We start from the raw sequence: 17,129 nt of genomic DNA on the forward strand, positions 1-17,129 counted from the left end.
CGTTCAGGAATTGAGCGATCGCGGACCGCTGACGAACGGACTGCCCCTGACATAGAACCGCAGCGGGCGGTCCGCATCCTTCGTGATGCCGATGCGGATGCCTTGGCCGATGTCGCCGGCCTGATGCTCGTCGGCTGCCAGCCATAGCGGGCCTTGGCGGCACAGATCGAGGCCGTCCAGCGAACGGTCGATCCGCAATGCCTGGGCGAGCCGCCCCGGCCCGCGCGCCAGGTCGCGCAGGCGCTCCACGCCCCGGTTCAGCCGCATGATGGCGATGCCTTCGAGCGGCTCCAGCGCCCGGATCAGCACGCCGGTGCCCGGCCCCTCGCTCGAGACATTGAGCATCCAGGAGACCCCATAGGCGAGGTAGACGTAGGCGTGTCCGGGCCCGAGGAACAGCGAACGGTTGCGCGGCGTCATGCCGCGATAGCCGTGCCCGGCGGCGTCGCCGGTGACATAGGCCTCGGTCTCGACGATACGGCCGCTGACGATGCCTTCCGGCAGCTCCCGCACCACGAGCTTGCCGATGAGATAGCGGGCGAGATCGGCCGTATCATCAGGCAGTTCGGCACGATCGAGCGGATGGTGGCCGGTCATCTACCGCCGCCGTGTTTCAAGGTATCCGTTCGACCCATTGCGCGCGCGACTGCCCCGGCTCGAACGGATCGCCGAAATACTGGGTCTCGCGAACCACTTTGCCATCGACGAACTCCATGATGCTCACCGTATAGGACGGAATCCCGTCATAGGTCAGGACATATTCGGTGATCCAGAGGTCGCCTGACCCGGTGATCCGCCGCACGGCAAAGCGCTTCCGGTTGGGCTGCGTGGCGCGCGACGACTGGATGTTGTGCCGTCCGCTGATGCGCTCGCCTGATTGCGGATAATCGAGCACCGCGTCCTCGCGATAGATCTGATGCTCCGTCTCGAGATCATGGCATCGGAGGCAGCCCAATGGCGATGGAGAGCCGCCCTTATCTCAGCGTCTGCCATATCGGTTCTCAGGCCGCGGCCATGATCTCGGCATAGGTGGTGAAATCGACATTGCCGCCTGACAGCACGACGGCGACGCATTTGCCCGACAGTTCGATCTCGCCTGACGAGAGCGCCGCCAGCGCCACGCAGCCGCCGGGTTCGACCACCAGCTTGAGATGGGCCATGGCGTCGCGCACCGCCTGTGCGGCCGCCTTGTCGGAGACGGCGATGGCGCCGGCGAGGTTCTTGCGGTTGATCTCGAAGGTGATGGCACCGGGCTCTGCGGTGAGGATGGCATCGCAGATCGAACTGTGGCCGGGCTCGTTGGAAACCCTTTTTCCCTCGATCAGCGAGCGGCGGGTGTCGTCGAAATGCTCGGGCTCAACGGCCCAGACTGCCGTGGCCGGCGAGGCATCCTTGATGGCGATCGAAATGCCGCTCGTCAGGCCGCCGCCTCCACAGGGAATGACGACCGCGTCGAGGCTGACGCCGAGCGCTTTTGCCTGGCGCATCAGTTCGAGACCGATCGTGCCCTGGCCGGCGATGATGGCCGGATCGTCGAAAGGAGGCACCAGCACCATGCCCTTGTCCATGTAGGGTCGCACCACCGTCATGCGGTCGTCGCGAAAGCGGTCGAACGGCACCACTTCGGCGCCCATCTTGCGGACATTGGCGATCTTCATCGCCGGCGCGTCGGCCGGCATGGCAATGACCGCCTTGACGCCGAACATGGCAGCCGCCGCGGCGACGCCCTGAGCATGGTTGCCTGAGGAGAAGGCGACGACGCCGCGGCTGCGCTCTTCTTCGCTCAGCGAAGACAGTTTGTTGTAGGCGCCGCGGAATTTGAACGAGCCGGTGCGCTGCAGCGTCTCCGGCTTGAACAGGATGCGGCCGCCGAAGCGTTTGTTGAGTTCCAGCGATTCGATCAAGGTCGTTTCGGCGATCAGGCCGGAGAGCCGCGCGGCGGCGGCATGGATGTCGGCGATGCCGGGAAGCGTGGTCATGGCGAAGTCCTGAAAGGGATGAGATCGGCGCATGGTGCACGCAAAGGCAGGCCACGCACCAATGAAAAAATGTGACCGTTACAAAGTTTGGCGGGCATGAGCGGCGACGAGGGTCAAACTGGCCCACCTCTCCCGCCTTTATCAGCCGGGCCGTATCGGCTAAGGGCGGGGGAGCAGAATCCCGGACCGCCAGACATGACCGCCAAGCCAAAACCCCTGTTCCTCGGTATCGACACCGGTGGCACCTATACCGATGCCGTGCTGTGGTCGGAACAAGGCGGGCCAAAAGGCAAGGTGCTGGCCAAGGCCAAGGCGCTGACCACGCGGCACGATCTTGCCGTCGGCATTTCCGGCGCGGTCGATGCGGTGCTGGGAAAATCGGCCACCGATCCGGCCGCGATCAAACTCGTGTCGATGTCGACGACGCTCGCCACCAATGCGCTGGTCGAGGGCCAGGGTGGGCGTGTGGCGCTCATCATGATCGGCTTTACCGGGGCCGACCTTGCGCGCGACGGGCTGAAGACGGCGCTCGGCACCGATCCGGTGGTGTTTTGTCCGGGCGGCCATGACGTGCACGGCAATGCGGCCAAGCTCGATCTGTCGGGGCTGGAAGCAGCACTCCCTGAACTCGGCGCCTCGGTGTCGGGCTTTGCCGTGTGCGCCTATTTCGCCACCCGCAACCCGGCGCATGAACTCGCCGCGCGCGACCTCATCCGCGAAAAGACCGGCCTGCCGGTGACCGCCAGCCATGAATTGTCGGCCAAGCTCGGCGGTCCGCGTCGCGCGCTCACCACCTTGCTCAACGCCAGGCTGATCTCGATGATCGACCGGCTGGTGGCGGCAACCGAAGGATTTTTGGAAGCCCGCAACATCGCAGCGCCCCTGATGGTGGTGCGCGGCGATGGCGCGCTGGTTTCGGCGGCGTTTGCCCGCCAGCGGCCGATCGAGACCATCCTCTCCGGCCCGGCCGCCAGCCTGGTCGGCGCCCGCCACATGACGGGCCTGGACAACGCCATGGTGTCCGACATTGGCGGCACCACCACCGATGTCGCCGTGCTCGACGGCGGCCGTCCTCGGCTCGATCCCGAAGGCGCCACTGTCGGCGGCTTCCGCACCATGGTCGAGGCGGTCGCCATGCGCACCTTCGGCCTCGGCGGCGATTCCGAGGTGGCGCTGGAAGATGGCGCGCTCAACCCGAAAATCCTGCTCGGGCCGCGCCGCCTGGTGCCACTGGCGCTGGCCGGCATGATGCATGGTGCTTCAGTGACATCGGAGCTCGAGCGCCAGCTCAGGGCGCCCAACCCCGGCCGCATGGACAGCCGCTTTGCGTTGCGCACCGGCGTGCCGGACAGGCTCGCCGCCGGCCTGACCGCGCCCGAGGCGAAACTGTATGAACTGATTGGTGCCGTGCCGCTCGCCATCGACAGGCTGCTCACCTCGAACGCCCAGAACGCCACGCTGAACCGGCTGGTCTCGCGCGGTCTTGTGCATATCTCGGGCTTCACCCCCTCGGACGCCGCCCATGTGCTCGGCAAGCAGGCCAACTGGGACCCGCTTGCGGCCCGGCTCGCCGCCGAACTGTTTGCCCGCAAGCGTGATGGGCGAGGCCAGTACATCGCGCCGTCTCCGGAGGTGATTTCCGAACGCGTGCTGCTGACGCTCACGCGCTGGTCGGCCGAATACATTCTGGAGACAGCCTTTGCCGAGGATGGGCTGGATGGCGCCGCCACCGTCGCGCACGCGCTGGTGCAGCGCGCCGTCGATTCCCATCCCGGCATCGCAAGGCTCAGCGTCGCGCTCGATCGTCCGGTCATTGGCCTCGGCGCCTCGGCGCCGCTGCACTATGCCGGCTTGGCCGAGCTGGTCGGTAATGAGTGCGTGGTGCCGGAGGATACCGACGTCGCCAACGCGCTCGGCGCCGTCGTCGGCCAGGTCCGCGTCTCGGCCGAAGCCCGCGTCAGCCAGCCCAGGGAAGGTTTGTTTCGTTTGGCGTCGGGGCAAACGGTGCGCGACTTCACGGACGAGGCCGAGGCGATCGCGGCAGCGGAGGCTGATGTGCGGGCGATTGTGGCCGAGCGGGCGAAAAATGCCGGCACCGACAACGCTGAGATAGAAGTTTCGACCGAGTTCAAGGTGTCTACGGTTGAGGCCCAACGGATGTTTATCGAAGCGCATGTGGTGGCGGTTGCATCGGGTCGGCCGAGGATTGCGGTTTAATGCATGTCGCCCAGAAGTGTGCCGCGGTTCTGGGACAACGACATGCATCAAAACAAAGACTTAAAGCGCGTCGTATGAATCCGTTCAGCGCGACGAGCTTTAGGGTAATCTCCCCCCTTGTGGGGGAGATGGCCGGCAGGCCAGAGGGGGGCGCTGTCCCGCCGACCTCTCATCGACGCTCACCCCGCGACTCGGCCTGTTTCGATCGGTCATGGAAAGGTTTGCGTTCCTTCGCGCCCCTCTCTGCCCTTCCGGGCATCTCCCCCACGAGGGGGGAGATCAGCAGCTTCAAATTCCCCGCCTTCACCCTAAGCTGAATTGACCCTTCACCCCTGACATGCCAAAGGCCGCAAAGCCTTTCATCTGGAGAAGCCCTGATGACCGATCGCGTCGAGATCGCCGGATTGCGGATTGCCCGCGAACTGCATGACTTTGTCGGCGAAGCGCTGCCGGGTACCGGTATTGCCGCCGACGCCTTCTGGAACGGCTTTTCGTCCATCGTCCATGATCTCGCGCCGAAGAACCGGGCGCTGTTGGCCAAACGCGACGCCATGCAGGAAGAGATCGACGCCTGGTACCGCGCCAATGGCGCGCCCATCGACATGGAGGCCTACAAAACCTTCTTGCGTGAGATCGGCTATCTCGTGCCCGAAGGGCCGGCCTTCTCCGTGTCGACCGACAATGTCGACCCCGAGATCGCCACCGTTGCCGGGCCGCAGCTGGTGGTGCCGGTGATGAATGCGCGTTATGCGATCAACGCCGCCAATGCCCGCTGGGGCTCGCTCTACGATGCGCTCTACGGCACCGACGCCATTGCCGAGACCGGTGGCGCCGAGAAGGGTAAAAGCTTCAACCCCGTGCGCGGCGCCAAGGTGGTTGCCTGGGCGAAGAGTTTTCTGGACGAGTCCGTGCCGCTCACCTCGGGCAAATGGGCCGGCGTGAACGGGCTGACGGTTTCGGGTGGCACCTTGCGGCTCGGCGCCGGCGCCGGCGGCACCACGCTGGCCAACCCGAAACAATTTGCCGGCTATCGCGGCGACGGTGCCAACCCGGAAGCCATCCTGCTGGTCCAGAACGGCCTGCACATCGAGATCCTCATCGACCGCACCAACCAGATCGGCCGCACCGACCCGGCCGGCATTGCCGACGTGATCCTGGAATCGGCGCTGACCACCATCCAGGACTGCGAGGATTCGGTCGCGGCGGTGGATGCCGAGGACAAGGTCATCGTCTACCGCAACTGGCTCGGCCTGATGAAGGGCGATCTGGCGGAGGAAATCAGCAAGGGCGGCAAAACCTTCACGCGCAAGCTCAATCCGGACCGCGCCTGGACCGCGCCCAGTGGTGGCGCGCTGAGCTTGCCCGGCCGCTCGCTGATGCTGGTGAGAAACGTCGGTCACCTGATGACCAATCCGGCCATCCTCGACCGCGATGGCAACGAGGTGCCGGAAGGCACCATGGATGCGGCGCTGACGGCGCTGATCGCGCTGCACGATGTCGGCGCCAACGGGCGGCGGATGAACTCCCGCGCGGGCTCGATGTATGTGGTGAAGCCGAAGATGCATGGGCCGGAGGAAGTCGCCTTCGCAGTCGAGATTTTCGACCGCGTCGAGGCGCTGCTCGGCATGGCCAAAAACACTATCAAGATGGGCATCATGGACGAGGAGCGGCGCACCACCGTCAACCTCAAGGAAGCGATCCGCGCGGCGAAGGAGCGCGTCGTGTTCATCAACACCGGCTTCCTCGACCGCACCGGCGACGAGATCCACACCTCGATGGAAGCCGGGCCGATGATCCGCAAGGGCGACATGAAGCAGGCCGCCTGGATCTCCGCCTATGAGGCGTGGAATGTCGACATCGGGCTCGAATGCGGGCTCGCCGGTCATGCCCAGATCGGCAAGGGCATGTGGGCGATGCCGGATCTGATGGCGGCGATGCTGGAACAGAAGATCGCCCATCCCAAGGCCGGCGCCAACACCGCCTGGGTGCCGTCGCCGACAGCGGCGACGCTGCACGCCACGCACTATCACAAGGTCGATGTCCACGCCGTCCAAGCGGCGCTGAAGAGCCGGCCGAAGGCGAAGCTCGATGATATATTGTCGGTGCCGGTGGCGGTGCGGCCGAACTGGACCCCCGACGAGATCCAGCGCGAGCTCGACAACAATGCGCAAGGCATTCTGGGCTATGTCGTGCGCTGGATCGACCAGGGCGTCGGCTGCTCGAAAGTGCCCGACATCAACGATGTCGGCCTGATGGAAGACCGCGCCACGCTGCGCATCTCCTCGCAGCACATCGCCAACTGGCTGCACCACAAGGTTTGCTCCGAAATTCAGGTGATGGATTCGCTGCGGCGCATGGCAGCGATCGTCGACCTCCAAAATGTCGGCGACCCGCTCTACCGCCCGATGGCCACCGATTTCGACAATTCCATCGCCTTCCACGCCGCCTGCGACCTGGTGTTTAGAGGCCGCGAACAGCCGAATGGCTATACGGAACCGGTGCTGCACGCACGGCGGCTGGAGCTGAAGGCGAAAGCGCGGGCGAATTAGCGCCTGCGTTTCCCTCCCCCTTGAGGGGAGGGTGGCCCGAAGGGCCGGGTGGGGTCCTGCGTGAAGTGCGGCGACTCCCTTCGGACGACACTACAAGCAATGTCATCGCAGAGGCCCTTTCTCGGCTCGGCTTCAAAAAAAAGATCGAGCATTCTTCGGCGACCCCACCCGGCCGCTTCGCGGTCACCTTCCCCTCAAGGGGGGAGGGTTAAGCCGCCTGCGCCACCCGCTCCGACATCATGCGGTAGGAAATCGCCTCGGCCAGGTGAATGCGGCCGACGGTTTCGCTGGCGTCGAGGTCAGCCAGTGTGCGCGCCACTTTGAGCACGCGGTGATAGGCGCGCGCGGAAAAGCCGAGTTTCTCGCTGGCGTCTTTCAGCAGCGACAGGCCGGCGGCATCCGGCATCGCGATGTCCTCGATAACAGAAGGCGAGCAATGGGCGTTGGTGGTGGCGCTGGTAACGCCCAGCCGCTCGAAACGTTCGCGCTGGATGGTGCGGGCGCGCGCCACGCGCTGGGCAACGGCGGCACTTTTCTCCGCTCGGTCGGGCCGGATCAGGTCGGCGGCCGAGACCGCCGGTACCTCGATCCTGAGATCGATGCGGTCGAGCAGCGGGCCGGAAATGCGCGCCTGGTAGTCGGTGCGGCAGCGCTCACCGCGCAGGCAGCGATAGCCGGGCTCGCCGGCCATGCCGCAACGGCACGGGTTCATCGCCGCCACCAGCTGGATGCGCGCTGGATAGGTGACGCGGTGGTTGGCGCGCGCGATCATGCAGTCGCCGGTCTCCAGTGGCTGGCGCAGCGCATCCAAGGTCTGCGGCGTGAATTCGGGAAACTCGTCGAGGAACAGGACGCCGTTATGGGCAAGCGATACTTCGCCCGGCCGCGCCCTGATGCCGCCGCCGACCATTGCCGCCATCGAAGCCGAATGGTGCGGGGCGCGGAACGGCCGCCGGTCGGTGAGCTTGCCTTCGCCGAGCTCGCCGGCCACCGAGGCGATCATCGAGACTTCAAGAAGTTCCTTGGGCGCCAGTGGCGGCAGAATTGAAGGCAGCCTCTGCGCCAGCATCGATTTTCCCGAGCCGGGAGGCCCGACCATCAACAGATTGTGGCCGCCGGCCGCCGCCACTTCCAGCGCCCGCTTGGCGCTTTCCTGGCCCTTGATGTCTGAAAGGTCGGGCAGGTCGCGGGCCGAGACATGGATGCCGGGCTCGGGCCGCGACAGCACCTGCGTGCCGCGAAAATGATTGGCGATGGCAATCAGGCTGCGCGGCGCCAATATGTCGAAATCCTTGCCCGCCCAGGCCGCTTCCGGCCCGCAGCCGAACGGGCAGATCAGGCCTTTTCCCTCGGCATTGGCGCCGATCGCCGCCGGCAGCGCACCGGCGACCGTGGCAATGGTGCCGTCGAGCGACAATTCTCCGAGCACGACATAGGAGGCCAGCATGTCGCCCGGAATGGCGCCAAGGGCGGCCATCAGGCCGAGCGCGATCGGCAGATCGTAATGGCTGCCTTCCTTGGGCAGATCGGCCGGAGCGAGGTTGACCGTCACCTTCTTCGACGGCATCGACAGCCCCGACGCATGCAGTGCCGCCTGCACGCGCTCGCGGCTTTCGGCCACCGCCTTGTCGGCCAGCCCGACGATCTGCATGCCGACCTTGCCCGGCGCGATCATCACCTGGACATCGACCGGTACGGCCTCGATGCCCTGGAAAGCAACCGTGCGAACCCGCGCCACCATCTTGCTCTGCCCCCGGATATCGGCTCGCCTCGGCCTTGTGGTTCAGACCGCGAGCGACGTCAGGACAAGACAACCATAGATTTCAGGCCAAGACAAGAACATTACAGGAACATGCATTCGTGGTGGTTGCAGCGCGCTGTGCCGGTTGCAAAAACGGAAGATGGTTGAGCAAAATGGAACGGCTGCTCCGCCTCCTCGACCGCGTTAACAAGGCGACTAGGCCCTTCGGCAATCTGAGGGTGTTGCTTCTAAACGGTGATGAAGGCATCGACCGAACCTGAAAGCGATCGATCGATCGCGACCTGCGGTGGAAGCCACTCCATGACAGGATATCTGAAAGGCCAAGGCAGGGCGATCCGGCGCGAAGAGCCGCTCTCCAGAAAAATCTCGTTTACAAGGTCTATGAACCGCCCGCGGTCTCGTTCGATTCGTTTCAAAGTTTGCGAACGAATGTAATCCCGGGGAATTCGTCGCTCCTTCAGCGCTAAGACAGCCTCCGCGATGGATCGAGGATCGGGTGGAACTGTAAGCGAATAGTCGTCATCCAGATAAAGGTCTCGGCCGCCATGGTTCGGCGTCGTGACCACTGGAAGCCCCGCGAGAAGATATTCCGTGCTTGCGAACATTGGTCCTTCCAGGTGAGAGAGACAGATTCCCACGGCTGCACGATTTAGATGCGTGTTCACCTGAGCCGGTGCCAATCGGACAGGCTTGCCGGTGCCGTCAAACTCGTTGATAAAGACGTGATGCGGCGCGAGCTCCCTATGCCGATTTATTCGCGCTCTTTCCGACTCCGTCGTGGAGGATCCGCTTGAATCTCGATAGAAGACAAATGCGCAACGCTGGATGCCAAGCGACAAGTCATGGCGCTTCCACGGAGCCAGCTGCGCATTGTAGATTGCATCAAATTCTACAGGGACGTCATCGAGAGGCCTGAATATGTGTTCGGAGGTTGTTGACGTCTTGTTGTGCAGGACGGCGGCCTCGCCGGACTGGTTCAACAGATCAGCCTCTGGCTGAGTGTTGGAAAGGAAGATTAGCGAGTGACGGGGGTTCTTGAGTCTATGCAGAACGGCATAGGTCCGAATGGTTTTGACGCTAGCACTGTTTTCGATGGACCAGGTTGGCGAGATGAGAAACCAGGCGCGGTGGCTGCGTGGACGGAAAGGCATATGACTTGCTAATCCGAGCGGCGTACCGGACATTCCCGAATAGGATATGAACGGATCGTCCGACAGCAAACTGGCCTGAAGAGCAGGTTGCGACTTCGCGGAAGGGTGCCCTTTTCTGAGGTTGTGGCCATGACGCAGCATGGCTCTGACAATCTCGAATTTGGTAGGAGGGCGATACCCGTGCTGTAGGGTCAACATGCGGCAATTGCGATCTTGAGTGCGGAGAAAAACTCGCTTCGATAGAGAGAAATTTGGCAAAGAAACACCGCCATTTGATCGACGGAATATCTCAGGCGATCAAATCTGGTGTACGGAGAAGCGCCTCTTGAAAGAAAACATCGTCCCAAGCGGAGCTGGTTCTCACATCGCGCTACCAACCGTATCCGTTTGCGTAGGCTGTTTCAATCAAGAGGCATTCATCGACACTGCGATCCGATCCGTAGCGGCGCAGACATACACTGCGTTCGAATGCGTGGTGGTCGATGATTTTTCGACCGACGGTTCCCGCCGAAGGATTGAAGAGTGTCTGTCCCAGCTTGGCGACAGTCGTTTCCGCTTTCTGCCCCGACTGCAAAATGGCGGGCAGTTGACAGCAATGATGACCGGGCTTGACGCGACAGCCGGGCCCCTGATCTCCTTTCTTGACGGTGACGATGCTTGGCATCCTGACTTCATAGAATGCCATGTGAGAGCGCATCTCAGCCAAACCCGTATCGCGGCAATGTCGAGCTCCGATGAGGTGGTGATAGATACGGCCGGCAACCTGCTTGCGGGCGGTCATCCCGTATTCCACCTGAACGACCCGCGATCGATGCCGAAAATGAGCGGCTACCTGCATGTCGACACCGAAGCTGACCCGACATTATTATTTATTGATCGGGGTACCGTGGGTTGGTTTTGGTCAACCACATCGGGGATGATGTTTCGTCGAGCTCCGCTTGAAATCATGCGTCCATCCGATCCGGACGAAATAAAGATATGTGCCGATGGTTATATGGCTCGTGCCGCCCATATGATCGGCGGAACCGTGAGGATTGGGCGGGCTCTTGGCAGTTATCGGCTTCACGGCGGCAATGGCTGGGCGGACGGGCGCATCCTGGGTACCGGAGTTGGCCTCGGCAGGATGTCGCCTGATACTGAAATAGCGATACGGCGGGCACTGGCCAATCGTTGGTGCGAAGTGGCGCCGGGACTGGCGCATTTAATCTCCCGCCACTCAATGCGCAGGACCTTGGTCGACCTGATCGGACTGTCTGCGGCTTTTGCATTGCTGGAAAAGAACTCCGATGCGGGTTTTCTGCTGAAAGACTGGGCAACACCACAGCGAAAATTGCAGACCAGACTTATCGGTCTCCTTCCTCCGAAACTGAGGCCTCGGCGCTTCCGGGACATAGTTTGATTTGATGAGCCGCTTGCTCGGCAGTCTTACCCGATAAAGAGCATCTTTCGATGCTTCTCTGGACCCACCAAAGTCCTCCGTAGCAACGCACACTACGCGGCCAAATTCCGCCGCTTCGCCTCTACCGCGTCCCAGAACAGGCTGGCGATATCCGCGCCACCAAAGCGTTGCACTTCGCGCACGCCGGTTGGCGAGGTCACGTTGATCTCGGTCATGTAGTCGCCGATCACGTCGATGCCGACCAGGATGAAGCCGCGCTCTTTCAGCGACGGGCCGATGCGGGCGCAAATCTCGCGTTCGCGCTCCGTCAGCTCAGTCTTTTCGGCGCGGCCGCCGACATGCATGTTGGAGCGAGAATCGTGGTCGGCCGGCACGCGGTTGATGGCGCCGACCGCCTCGCCGTCGATCAGGATGATGCGCTTGTCGCCCTTGCGCACATCCTTCAGATAGCGCTGGACGATATACGGCTCGCGTGACAGCTGGGCGAACATTTCGAGCAGTGAGGCGAGGTTGCGATCGTCTTCCTTGAGATGGAAGATGCCGGCGCCGCCATTGCCATAGAGCGGCTTGACGATGATGTCGCCGAATTCCTTGCGGAAGGCCGCGACCTCCTGGGGATCCTTGGTGATCAGCGTTTCGGGCATCAGATCGGGGAATTCGGTGACGAAGATCTTTTCCGGGCTGTTGCGCACCCAGGCCGGGTCGTTGACGACCAATGTCTTCGGGTGAATGCGCTCCAGAATATGCGTGGTGGTGATGTAATTCATGTCGAAGGGCGGATCCTGGCGCAGCAGGATCACATCCATCTCCGACAGGTCGGTGCGCACCTTGTCGCCCAGCGTATAATGATTGCCCTTCTCGTCGCGGAGCTTCATCTCTTCGATGCGGGCAAACACCTTGCCGCCCAGCATCGACAGCCGGTCGGGCGTGTAGTGGAACAATTGGTGGCCGCGCCGCTGCGCCTCCAGCGACAGCGCAAAGGACGTGTCGCCGGCGATCGAGACGGTGGAGACATGGTCCATCTGGACGGCGATCTTCAGGGTCATCTTCTGGTCTCCAGCGGGTCGAGCAAGTCCAGGAAAAGTGCGTAGTGGTTTTCCGTCCGGAATTGCGGCAAGGCAAGTCGCCGATATACGGAACTTGGCGGCTTCTGCCAATCGCGCTTGCTTGGCCCAGACCTTTACCGGTCGAAGACCAGCCGGGAGTAACCGAGGAAGGACAGCGCCATGGCGACCAGCGAGGCGACGGCAAGTGCCGCCAGCGGCGGCATTGCCGGCAGCGCGAACAGGATGGCGCAGTAGACGAGATAGTTGACAATGCTGGTGGCGATGCCGACGCCGCCATAGCGCGCGCCCTCCTGCGCCACGCCGCGGCTCGACGGCGAAAAGGTCAGGTGCCGGTTGATCTGCCAGGTGACGCACAGCGCAAAGCCGATCGACAGGACACGGGCGACGAAGGGACCGAGCGGCGTCACCGCCAAGAACAGCCAGAGCACCGCGGCATCGGCGACGAAACCAACGCCGCCGGCCAGGACGAAGCGGGCGAGCCGGCTCACGGCCTCAGGCGGCCCGGGGCGTCTTGCCCGGTTCGGCCTTCGCTGTTTCGCTCGTGCGTTCGCGCCGTTCGACCCGGCCCGACGGGACGGAGAGATAGAAAATGCGCTTCTGCTCGGCGCGTCCGCGCGATACCGAATCGAGGATCAGTCCGGTCACCATCGCAAGCATCGACAAGAGCAGCAGGCCGACCGACAGCACCCAGGTCGGCATGCGCGGCACGAGGCCGGTCTGGGCGAATTCGATCAGCACCGGCGTCATCAGGGTAAGGCTCGATGCCAGGAAGAAAATGGCGAAGGCGCCGAAGAAGCGCAGCGGCTGCGTCTCCTTCATCAGCATGGCGAACATCCACAGGATCCTGGCGCCGTCGCGATAGGTCGACAGCTTCGACGACGATCCCTCAGGCCGGCGGCCATAATCGAGCGCGATCTCGCTCACCGGCAGTTTCAGCTGCGAGGCATGCACCGACATTTCGGTCTCGATCTCGAAGCCGCCGGAAACGGCGGGAAAGCTCTTGACGAAGCGCCTCGAGAAGACGCGGTAGCCGGAGAAGATGTCGGTGAAGTCGGCGCCGAACAGCCGCTTGTAGAGGCTATTGAAGATGCGGTTGCCGAAGGCATGGCCGGAACGGCCGGCATCGTCGGTGACGCCGCGCCTGGTGCCTACCACCATGTCGCAGCGCTCGGTCTGCAGGATGTTGATCAGCAGCGAGGCATCTTCCGGCGCATAGGTGCCGTCGCCATCGGCCATCAGATAGATGTCCGCATCGATGTCGGCGAACATGCGCCGCACGACATTGCCCTTGCCCTGGCGCGGCTCGCGGACGACGATGGCGCCCGCTGCGCGGGCCTTTAATGCCGTCAGGTCGCGCGAATTGTTGTCATAGACATAGATGTCGGCCGATGGCAGCGTCTCGCGAAAGCGCCGCACCACCTCGGCGATGGTCAGTTCCTCATTGTAGCAAGGCAGGAGCACGGCAATGGCCGGCTCGTGGCGGACTTCGTGCGGCATTTCCGTCTCCCGACACCCGGCGGAGCCTCCGGCCGCGCTCATATGCGGACTCGCTCAGGCGACTTTACTATTTATTGAAGCTGTTAAGGCTAGGTTTAAGGCCGCAGTCTTTCCGACGAAGGTCATGATGATGAACGCAGCCAAGGCGGGTGCTTCCTCCTGGAAGTCCGATATGACGCTGGCGCTGCTTGCCATGCTGGTGGTGCTGGCCGTCAATGCCGCCACGGGCTTTCGCGAATTGAGCAATGCCGGCGGCGACAATGACAGCCTGCTGCGGCTGGTCGAGGTTCGCGACATGCTGGCCGGCCAGGGCTGGTTCGACCTGCATCAGTACAGGATGGGGCCGGAAGGCGGTTTCGTCATGCACTGGTCGCGGCTGGTCGACGCACCGCTCGCCGCCATCATCCTCGCCGCCTCGGCGCTGACCGGCAGCATGGCCATGGCCGAAGCGATCGCACAGGTGCTGTGGCCGTCGCTGCTGTTTTGCCTGGCGGTGTTTTTTACAGCCCGTGCGGCACGAAGCTTCGCCGGCGTCGGCGCCGTGCTGCCCGCTATCGTCATCGGCGCGGCGGCGCTGCATTTCATCGGCATTTTCTTGCCGGGTGCGCTCGATCATCACAATGTCCAGCTGACGCTGACCATGGCCAGCCTCAGCCTGCTGCTCGAGGCGCCGGCGCGTCGCTGGGCGGCGCTGATTTCCGGGCTGTGTGCGGCCCTGACGCTGGCCGTCGGCATGGAAACCGCGCCCTATGTCGCCACCATCGGCGCCTGCATCGCTTTGCTGTTCGTCGTCGATCCCGGCGGCGAACACCGGATCGCCAGGGATTTCGGTCTCGGCTTTGCCGGCGTTTCAGCCCTCGTCTTCGTCAGCACCATCCCGCCATCGGCCTGGGGCCAGGCGCAGTGCGATGCCTTCTCGGCCGTGCAATTCGTCGTCGCGGCAATCGCCGGACTGGGCCTTGCCGCCGTGACGTCGCTCAAGGTGTCCAACGGCACGGCCGGACGCCGCCTGATTTCGCTCGGCCTGCTCGCGCTTGTGCTGGGCGCCGTTGTCGCGGCGCTGTTTCCGCAATGCCTTGCGGCTCCCTACGCAAATCTCGATCCGCGCCTCAAGGAATTGTGGCTCGATCACATCGACGAGGCGCAGTCGCTGTTCAGTATTGCCGCCAGCGAGCCGGCCTCGCTGGCGGCGCGCTATGTCACGCCGCTGGTGGCGATCGCGCTGATGGCGCTTCGCCTGCGTGGGCCATGGCGCCGCCAGGACAGCCTCGTCGGCGCCTTGCTGGTCGGCGCCTTCATCGTCAGCGCCTGGCAGGTCCGCGGCTCGACATTCTCGATCGCCTTTGCCGTCATCCCGCTGTCGGCCTGGATCGCAAGCTGGCGCGAACGGGCGAGGATCAGCCCTGCGCGCAGCGTATCGCTGCGCATGGCGGCGGTCTGGGTGGTGTCGGTGAATGCCGTCTGGGCCGGTGCTGCCGCCGCGACGTCGAGCGTATTCGAGGCCAACAAGGTCTCGGTCGAGGCACAGGACACCGACAGCGATCCGTCCTGCGAGCGCAAGGCCTCCTTCGCGGCGTTGGCCCGGCTGCCGCACACCACGGTGCTTGCCATCTCCAATCTCGGCTCGCCCATCCTGGCCTATTCCGGGCACCGCGTCTTTGCCGGCCCCTATCATCGCAACATCGCCGGCGACCTGCTTGCGCTCGATGCCTTCCTCGGATCGGCGGACCAGGCGAGGACGATCGCGGCGGCTCACCACGTCGGCCTGATGGCGCTCTGCCGCGGCAGCGCCGAAAGCAAGATGCTTGCCGCCAAGGCGCCGCAAGGCTTCCTGGCCAGGCTGATGCAGGGAAGCGTCCCCGATTGGCTCGAACCGGTGGCCGAAACGCGCGGAACCCCGGTCGAACTCTACCGCGTCCGCTAAAGCATCATTCGCCAGCGAAAAATCGATTTCGCGATACGCTTCCTAAACGCTTTGCTGCCAGTCTCAGCCTAAATTTCGGGCGTCACAAACAGGGATACCGATGCAAACGACGTTTGGCACCGGGCAGGCAAGCAGGGAAAACTCGGATCTGGCGTTCACCGATGCGCTGACCGGGCTCGGCAACCATCGCCGCTTCTTCGACAAGGTCGATCGCCTGATCAGCGACCGTGCAGACGATCCCGCGCCGTTCACGGTCGGCATTCTCGACCTCGACGGCTTCAAGCCGATCAACGATCTGTTCGGCCACAAGGCCGGCGACGACATATTGATCCAGGTGGCGATGCGGCTGCGCGCCTCGATGGACAGCCACTCTACTGTCTGCCGCATCGGCGCCGACGAATTCGCCTTCCTCTACCCGATGGTGTTCTCGGAGGAGGCGGCGGCCGAGAAGTCGCGCATGATGATCGAAATCCTGTCGGCGCCCTACGATGTCGGCGAACGCACCGCCAGGCTTTCGGCCTCGGTCGGCTGCTCGCTCTTTTATTCCGGCGACGAAACCACGGAAATCCTCGTCAACAAGGCCGAAACGGCGCTCTACCACGCCAAGCGTTCGGGCCGTGGCCGCGTCGTCGTCTACACCCGCGAAATGGAAGAGGCGGCCAAGCGCGTCACCCGCATCGAACAGGCGCTGCGCCGCGCCGTCTCGGCCGGTGAGGTCGAGCCGCATTTCCAGCCCATCGTCGATCTGACCACCCGCCGCACCATCGGCTTCGAGACGCTGGCGCGCTGGACCGATCGCGACCTCGGCGTCGTCCCGCCGACCGTGTTCATCCCCATCGCCGAAGAGCGCGGCATCATCGGCCCGCTATCGCAGCTGGTGCTGCGCAAGGCGACCGAAGCGGCGCGCAGCTGGCCGAAGGACCTGTTCCTGTCCTTCAACCTGTCGCCCTCGCAGCTCGTCGACCAGAACACTGGCCTGCACATATTGTCGATCCTCGACCGCACCGGCTTCGATCCGCGACGGCTGGAGATCGAGATCACCGAAACCGGCCTGATGAACGATCCGGCCTCGGCCGAGAAGATCGTCGAGGACCTGCGTCGCGTCGGCATCCGCGTCTCGCTCGACGATTTCGGCACCGGCCAGTCCTCGCTCGGCCGCTTGCGCGAATTCCATTTCGACAAGCTCAAGATCGACCGCGCCTTCGTCTCCTCGATCCTCGACGACCGACCGTCGGAACACATCATCCGCGCCATTCTGGCCATGTGTGAAGGGCTCGGCATGGATGTCGTCGCCGAAGGCATCGAGGAGGAGGCGCAGGCCGACCGCCTCGTCCAGTTCGGCTGCGCCGGCGGCCAGGGCTATCTCTTCGGCAAACCGGTCGACGCCGACGCCACGCTCGGCTACCTCCGCGATTCCTATCGCGGCGCCCTCTACGCCAAGGCAGTCTGACCGGCGGTCTGGCCTGCGTCGAGCAAGTCAGCGGCGCGAGCCAAGATCGACTGTGGCCGCCATCTTGCGGCCTTTTGTCTGACATAAGCCAATCAAATCGCCGTTTTCGCCCTTGCTCCCCGGACTTGGCTGGA

Annotated in this window: 12 protein-coding genes and 1 pseudogene; 5 read left to right on the forward strand and 8 right to left on the reverse strand. The window is 63.7% G+C overall.

The genetic code is table 11. The features are described from left to right. Nucleotides 1–3: 3 nt before the first annotated feature. The 3 genes and pseudogenes from NKI64_RS20195 to NKI64_RS20205 all read right to left on the reverse strand — a co-directional run bounded on the left by NKI64_RS20195 (nt 4) and on the right by NKI64_RS20205 (nt 1,979). Nucleotides 4–597, reverse strand: coding sequence for a DNA-3-methyladenine glycosylase (locus NKI64_RS20195; RefSeq protein WP_352669613.1), 594 nt, complete (start codon nt 595–597; stop codon nt 4–6). 16 nt (nt 598–613) lie between these two features. Beyond that, nucleotides 614–993, reverse strand: a pseudogene (locus NKI64_RS20200) (nuclear transport factor 2 family protein). A gap of 8 nt (nt 994–1,001) precedes the next feature. After that, nucleotides 1,002–1,979: a threonine ammonia-lyase gene (locus NKI64_RS20205; RefSeq protein WP_023814545.1), complete on the reverse strand. Its 978-nt coding sequence runs from the start codon at nt 1,977–1,979 to the stop codon at nt 1,002–1,004. Nucleotides 1,980–2,174: 195 nt separating this feature from the next. Between NKI64_RS20205 and NKI64_RS20210 the strand changes: the two genes are divergently transcribed. Together NKI64_RS20210 and NKI64_RS20215 are read left to right on the forward strand one after the other, a co-directional pair. After that, nucleotides 2,175–4,196 (forward strand): hydantoinase/oxoprolinase N-terminal domain-containing protein, encoded by a 2,022-nt coding sequence (locus NKI64_RS20210; protein ID WP_023814544.1) that lies wholly within the window; start codon nt 2,175–2,177, stop codon nt 4,194–4,196. A 377-nt stretch (nt 4,197–4,573) separates the two neighbouring features. Further along, nucleotides 4,574–6,745, forward strand: a complete 2,172-nt coding sequence (locus tag NKI64_RS20215) for a malate synthase G (protein WP_352669617.1) — start codon at nt 4,574–4,576, stop codon at nt 6,743–6,745. A 208-nt stretch (nt 6,746–6,953) separates the two neighbouring features. On the opposite strand, the gene NKI64_RS20220 is transcribed toward NKI64_RS20215, so the two are convergent. Continuing rightward, complete coding sequence (locus NKI64_RS20220; RefSeq protein WP_023819274.1) at nt 6,954–8,486, reverse strand: YifB family Mg chelatase-like AAA ATPase; 1,533 nt, start codon at nt 8,484–8,486, stop codon at nt 6,954–6,956. 248 nt (nt 8,487–8,734) lie between these two features. After that, nucleotides 8,735–9,799, reverse strand: coding sequence for a glycosyltransferase (locus NKI64_RS20225; RefSeq protein WP_155923590.1), 1,065 nt, complete (start codon nt 9,797–9,799; stop codon nt 8,735–8,737). 184 nt (nt 9,800–9,983) lie between these two features. On the opposite strand from NKI64_RS20225, the gene NKI64_RS20230 reads away from it, so the two are divergent. Continuing rightward, entirely contained in the window at nt 9,984–11,057 is a 1,074-nt protein-coding gene (locus tag NKI64_RS20230; RefSeq protein ID WP_023673180.1) for a glycosyltransferase family 2 protein, read from the forward strand. Between the two features lie 92 nt (nt 11,058–11,149). Here the strand turns inward: NKI64_RS20230 and gshB are convergent, their stop codons facing one another. The 3 genes from gshB to NKI64_RS20245 all read right to left on the reverse strand — a co-directional run bounded on the left by gshB (nt 11,150) and on the right by NKI64_RS20245 (nt 13,621). Next, on the reverse strand, nt 11,150–12,103 hold the full coding sequence (gshB, locus tag NKI64_RS20235; RefSeq protein WP_023673181.1) for a glutathione synthase: 954 nt from the start codon (nt 12,101–12,103) through the stop codon (nt 11,150–11,152). A 134-nt stretch (nt 12,104–12,237) separates the two neighbouring features. Continuing rightward, on the reverse strand, nt 12,238–12,612 hold the full coding sequence (locus NKI64_RS20240; protein WP_023673182.1) for a GtrA family protein: 375 nt from the start codon (nt 12,610–12,612) through the stop codon (nt 12,238–12,240). Nucleotides 12,613–12,616: 4 nt separating this feature from the next. Beyond that, nucleotides 12,617–13,621 carry a glycosyltransferase gene (locus NKI64_RS20245; RefSeq protein ID WP_023673183.1) on the reverse strand — a complete coding sequence of 335 codons (1,005 nt, stop codon included), beginning with the start codon at nt 13,619–13,621 and terminating at the stop codon, nt 12,617–12,619. A gap of 124 nt (nt 13,622–13,745) precedes the next feature. Between NKI64_RS20245 and NKI64_RS20250 the strand changes: the two genes are divergently transcribed. Together NKI64_RS20250 and NKI64_RS20255 are read left to right on the forward strand one after the other, a co-directional pair. Further along, a complete protein-coding gene (locus NKI64_RS20250; RefSeq protein ID WP_023703818.1) occupies nt 13,746–15,545 on the forward strand; it encodes a hypothetical protein in 1,800 nt (599 codons plus the stop codon). A 100-nt stretch (nt 15,546–15,645) separates the two neighbouring features. Continuing rightward, nucleotides 15,646–16,995: a putative bifunctional diguanylate cyclase/phosphodiesterase gene (locus NKI64_RS20255; RefSeq protein WP_023681311.1), complete on the forward strand. Its 1,350-nt coding sequence runs from the start codon at nt 15,646–15,648 to the stop codon at nt 16,993–16,995. The last annotated feature ends 134 nt before the right edge of the window (nt 16,996–17,129 follow it).

It is taken from the genome of Mesorhizobium sp. M0478 (genome assembly GCF_040321305.1).
In the GTDB taxonomy this organism is placed as follows: Bacteria; Pseudomonadota; Alphaproteobacteria; order Rhizobiales; family Rhizobiaceae; genus Mesorhizobium.